We start from the raw sequence: 5,243 nt of genomic DNA, 5'->3' as shown, positions 1-5,243 counted from the left end.
ATCATAAAATAAAAATTGACGTTTCACGTTGTTTGTTTCGTTCAGTTTTGAAAGAACTTGTTTGCCGCTCATTCGCGACTTCCTTATATTAACATTTCTATGTTTCAATGTCAACTAAGTTTTTTATTTCGTTTATCGCGTTTTGCTTTGTTGCTATTAGCGACTTGTGTAATATTACACCTCTATATAGTAATAGTCAATGGTTTTTCGGAATTTTTTTCATAACGATATTTAATTATTCTTTTTACATTACTGTAGTACGAAAAATACACTATTGAATCCTTACTAAACAACTACAATGTTCTTCCCTCCTCTTAATCTATTTCCCAAGTGAGCTTTTTTCTACATTCAATAAACTCTATTCCTTTTCCTAAAGCCAACACCCTTATTTTAACAATTAATAGTATATAATAAGATAACTATTGTACTTCTCTTTACCAAAACCATAATACAAAACAAAATCCTATTAGAAACAGGTGAAAATATGGAAGATATCCGTGTACTTATAGCAGACGATGAAAAAGAAATACGAGATTTATTAAAAAAATATCTAGAACGAGAACTATATACAGTAGATATCGCTATACATGGTGAGGAAGCTCTTCACTTATTTGAACAAAACAAATATAACCTCATTATATTAGATCTTATGATGCCTAAAGTTGATGGTATCGAAGTATGCAGAAGACTTAGAAACAAAACAAATATCCCGATATTAATGCTCACTGCTAAAGATCAAGAAGTAGATAAAGTTTTAGGCTTAGGCATAGGTGCAGACGATTACATTACAAAGCCTTTTAGTATCAATGAAGTAGTCGCTAGAGTAAAAGCTCTTATGAGGCGCTTTTTAATATTAGGAAGTAATGCTAACACGCAAGAAAAAACAATCCTAACATTTAAAGGGCTAACAATTGATGTGAAAAAGTACACAGTTAACGTAGATGGACAAGACATACCTTTAACCGGGAAAGAACTTGAATTATTAAAGTTTTTCGCTTCAAATCCTGAACAAGTTTTTACGAAAACGCAACTCTTTCGCAATGTTTGGGACAGTAACTATATAGAAGATGACAATACAGTTATGGTACATATTAGAAAGCTTAGAAAGAAAATAGAAATTGATCCCTCAAATCCTAAATTTATTCAAACTGTATGGGGAATTGGATATAAGTTTGTAGGTGAAAAGGTTGAAGAATGATAAAGTTCTGTATCTACTTCTATTACAACTTTTAGCAATCACAGCACTTCTATTTATAGATATGAGTAACAATCAATTAGAAACAGGAAGATTAGCCTTATTTATTGTCCTCTTCACTATAACAATCAGTCTTTTCTTTATCAGGCTTCATTTTATCAAAAGCCGAAAATCCATGGTTACCGGATTAAGACGTGCTATTAAAGGAAATACACACGCAAGACTCTATACAAATAACGATCATTCATTGGACGAAGTAGTCTTTTCTACAAATGAATTAATAACCGCACTAGAAAAAGTGCAAATTGAAGCTGTAAAATCTCAAGAAGCTAGAAAACAACTCCTATCTAGTATTTCGCATGATATTCGGACACCCCTTACTTCTATTATTGGCTATATTGATGCTTTAAAAGATGATATTGCTACTTCAGAAGAAGAGAAACAAGAATATCTTGAAATCATTTCAAAGAAATCAAGCAACTTAAAACAATTAGTTGATGAAATATTTAATATGGCCAAACTAGATGCAGATGAATTCCCATTGAAGGAAGAGCCTCTCAATTTTGCTGAGATTGCTAGAGAATCTTTAATTGAGTTTTTACCTGAGCTATCGAAACATGATATAGAGTTACAAGTTAGTATCCCAGAAACACCTTGTCCTATTATAGCGGATTCCCTTAGTCTTATGCGAGTTATAGGTAATCTCATGAAAAACGCTATATATTACGGAAAGTCCGGACAAATAATAGGAATCGAACTTCTAGAAACAACGAATGAATATCAGTTACTCATTTGGGATAAAGGACCTGGAATTTCAACAGATGATCTAGAGAACGTGTTTGAGCGAATGTACCGAAGTGACCAATCCAGGAACCCTTCGCATGGTGGAAGCGGCCTAGGACTCGCTATTGCGAAAGCTCTCGTAGAAAAAAACGGCGGACAAATATGGGTAGAAAGTATGCCGTGGAAAAAGACCACCTTTGGCTTCTCCATCCCAAAACAAGTCGCTTTTAAGAAACAGTTAAGAAATGATTAAGCAGCAGTTAAATCCTCCTTTTTATCATGTAATTAAGAACTTATGAAAAGCGGGTGTTTCAAAATGAATGCAATTATAAAGACAACAAATCTCACTAAAATTTATGGCAAACAAAAATCGGTAGATAATCTCAATATAAATGTAAATCAAGGAGAGATTTACGGCTTTATCGGACGAAATGGTGCGGGTAAAACGACTACAATTCGAATGCTGCTGGGGTTAATAAAACCTACAAGCGGAAAAATCGAAATATTCGGGGAGGATTTTTTTAAGAATCAAAAAGAAATTTTAAGAAGAATCGGCTCAATCGTTGAAGTTCCAGGTTTTTATGAAAACCTTACTGCAAAAGAAAATTTATTAATTAATGCCAAAATCATTGGAGTTCACAAAAAAAATGCGATTGAAGAGGCATTAGAAATTGTAGGACTAGAACATGAAACAAAAAAGCTAGTGGGCAAATATTCCTTAGGGATGAAACAACGATTAGGAATCGCAAGAGCACTTCTACATTATCCAGAACTATTAATACTAGATGAACCAACAAACGGATTAGATCCAATTGGAATTAAAGAAATGCGAAAGTTGATTAAATCTTTAGCAAAGGAAAGAAATATAACAATATTAATTTCTAGCCATATTTTAGCTGAAGTCGAACAGCTAGTCGATCATATGGGCATTATTCATGAAGGAAAGTTATTAGAAGAGACTTCTCTTGATGCACTTCGAAAGCTAAATCGTAAATACTTGGAATTCCAAGTAAATGACGATAATAAAGCTACGCTGCTTTTAGAGAAACAATTTCATATTTTTGATTACGAAGTACATGATGAAGGACATATTCGCGTTTATTCTCATTTCGGACAACAAGGACAGATTAATAAACTCTTTGTTCAAAACGATATTGAAGTATCAAAGATTATGATGAGCGAAGACAGATTAGAAGATTACTTCACCAAATTGGTTGGAGGTGGGACAATTGGTTAATCTACTATATGCGGAACTATTAAAGTTAAAACGTTCTAATATGTTCTTGATTAGTATTATTGGAGCAGCTGCAGCACCGTTTATGATCATTTTGGCCTTTTATATAGAAATGAAAACAAAACCATCTGTTACACCTGCGAGTTTCGATGCCCTTTTTCTTAATGTAAATATGTATACTATTTTATTTATGGGAGTCCTTCTATACGGAGTCGTTACCGCTTATCTCTTTAATCGTGAATACACAGAAAATACATTAAAAAATTTATTAACCATTCCTGTATCACGTTTTAACTTTATTATGAGCAAATTCATCCTTCTGTTTATTTGGATTATGATCCTAACTATAGTTGCATGGGGACTAACTTTACTATTAGGGCTATTAGGAGGTTTTCCTGGATTAAGCATCCCTTTATCTTTTCAATTTTTAGTGAAATTTTTACTAGGCGGTGCATTCCTTTTTATCTTATCTTCTCCTATTGTACTGCTAACTCTTGTAATGAAGACTTATGTTCCGCCTATTATATTAACAATTGTTGTAGCAATGGTAAATGTTCTAACTGCAAGTTCGGAACACAAAGATTTGTTTCCTTGGACAGCTGCACTAGATATAGTAAATAACGAATTGCAACCGACATATCCACCAGAATATTCTTATATTATCATTGCCGCTACAGCTATTATCAGCTTTCTCGCAACAATATTCTATTTTAAAAAGGTTGATATTCATTGATTAATAAAGATGGTGAGATTCCCTTTTAGAAATCAATATCTTTAAGTTTAGATGATATCCCAATGTTTGCAGTAGTAACTTTTCTAACACTCCTCCCGAAAATATGTTTACTATCTTCGTATGGCTTTAATTATAAGAAAATACTCTATCCCTAACCTAAACCGATATTTAGGAATATCGGTTTAGGTTACTTATTATCTCGAATAAGGGGAACAATTTATGAAAAATTTTGAAGAGAAATGTAAAAAATACTTAGATACCAAAAACATCCATGCAGAGCATCTTATCCTTTCTATGAGAAGGAAAATCACTTAATATCTCGAACGTCTTATTAAGCACAATTAAATTTGGAGGGCTAAAATGATAGAAAACCTTTCATTCATTCATTATGAACACCATAAAAAGTTAGTCCGAACAATCTCAAATGATTGTATGGCTAAAGATGAAATTATTGGGTTAATGCTTATAGGTTCTGTCGCAAGAGGAGATGCTTACCCTGACTCCGATTTAGATTTATATTTTCTTTTAGAAAATGGATATAATAAAAAATTCCATTCTGAAATTAGAGGAAATATTTTAATTGAATATAAATATGCAGACTTTAATCAAGTTCAATTAAACTTTGATAACAATCCAATGGAACTATACTCTTTTTTAGATGGCAAAATTTTATTTGATAATAAAGGGTTCCTGAAGCAATTAATGTGGATAGCCCAACAAAAATATAAGGATTATTGTATTTCTGAAAATAAAATACGAGGCATTTCTCATTGGTTAAATAGTTCACTCATTAAGATCAATGCTGCTCTAAAAGTAAATGATGTATTAAAAGCTTCATATATATTGAACACATCAACTTGGGTAATGTTAGAAGGTATATGGACTATAAACAACAAACCAATACCTCCTTCTGGCTCTGTTTTTGTACATATTAAAGAATTATCTAATCGACTTACTAATTTAGATGACTTGCTTAATAAAGTGTTCTTAGGTGATACGACGGAACGTATTAATTCAGCAATCATAATTATTGAGTGGGTTCTATTGAATTTAAAACAGCAAATAGACAATTCCTTATCGAGCTAACAGATGCGTTAAATTCAACAAGGATTATTTTAACACCCTCCAAATAATCGGATCGGCGTTTTCAGTTTTTATAGATGAGGATATAGTTTTTATAAAAAGGAGTACTGTCACATTTGGCGATTGTCAATATGTTAAAAATGAATGATGAGCAGGCTATTCGTACACGAAAATAAGTACTATGTTTAGTAAACGCAAAAAAACCTAAGTCGAAA

5 protein-coding genes are annotated in these 5,243 nt (G+C 32.3%); all 5 read left to right on the top strand.

Features of this window, described 5'->3' with window-relative positions; genetic code table 11:
- Window positions 1-484 precede the first annotated feature (484 nt).
- Window positions 485-1,198, top strand: coding sequence for a response regulator transcription factor (locus COO03_RS23560; RefSeq protein WP_097899429.1), 714 nt, complete (start codon window positions 485-487; stop codon window positions 1,196-1,198).
- A complete protein-coding gene (locus COO03_RS23555) occupies window positions 1,188-2,231 on the top strand; it encodes a sensor histidine kinase (RefSeq protein ID WP_097899428.1) in 1,044 nt (347 codons plus the stop codon). The genes COO03_RS23560 and COO03_RS23555 overlap by 11 nt, the downstream gene beginning before the upstream one ends.
- 63 nt (window positions 2,232-2,294) lie before the next feature.
- On the top strand, window positions 2,295-3,215 hold the full coding sequence (locus tag COO03_RS23550; RefSeq protein WP_097899427.1) for an ABC transporter ATP-binding protein: 921 nt from the start codon (window positions 2,295-2,297) through the stop codon (window positions 3,213-3,215).
- Window positions 3,208-3,945, top strand: coding sequence for an ABC transporter permease (locus COO03_RS23545; RefSeq protein ID WP_097899426.1), 738 nt, complete (start codon window positions 3,208-3,210; stop codon window positions 3,943-3,945). Before COO03_RS23550 ends, COO03_RS23545 begins: the two co-directional genes overlap by 8 nt.
- A gap of 360 nt (window positions 3,946-4,305) precedes the next feature.
- Complete coding sequence (locus COO03_RS23540) at window positions 4,306-5,031, top strand: nucleotidyltransferase domain-containing protein (protein ID WP_097899425.1); 726 nt, start codon at window positions 4,306-4,308, stop codon at window positions 5,029-5,031.
- The last annotated feature ends 212 nt before the right edge of the window (window positions 5,032-5,243 follow it).

Origin of the sequence: Bacillus sp. AFS098217 (genome assembly GCF_002551815.1) — a bacterium.
GTDB lineage: Bacteria > Bacillota > Bacilli > Bacillales > Bacillaceae_G > Bacillus_A.
Note: the sequence above shows the minus strand (reverse complement) of the source record. Positions and strands in the feature narration are given on the sequence as shown.

Coding starts and splice junctions, on each gene's coding strand:
- COO03_RS23540 (WP_097899425.1), top strand. CDS start 4,306: ATGATAGAAAACCTTTCATTCATTCATTATGAACACCATAAAAAGTTA.
- COO03_RS23560 (WP_097899429.1), top strand. CDS start 485: ATGGAAGATATCCGTGTACTTATAGCAGACGATGAAAAAGAAATACGA.
- COO03_RS23550 (WP_097899427.1), top strand. CDS start 2,295: ATGAATGCAATTATAAAGACAACAAATCTCACTAAAATTTATGGCAAA.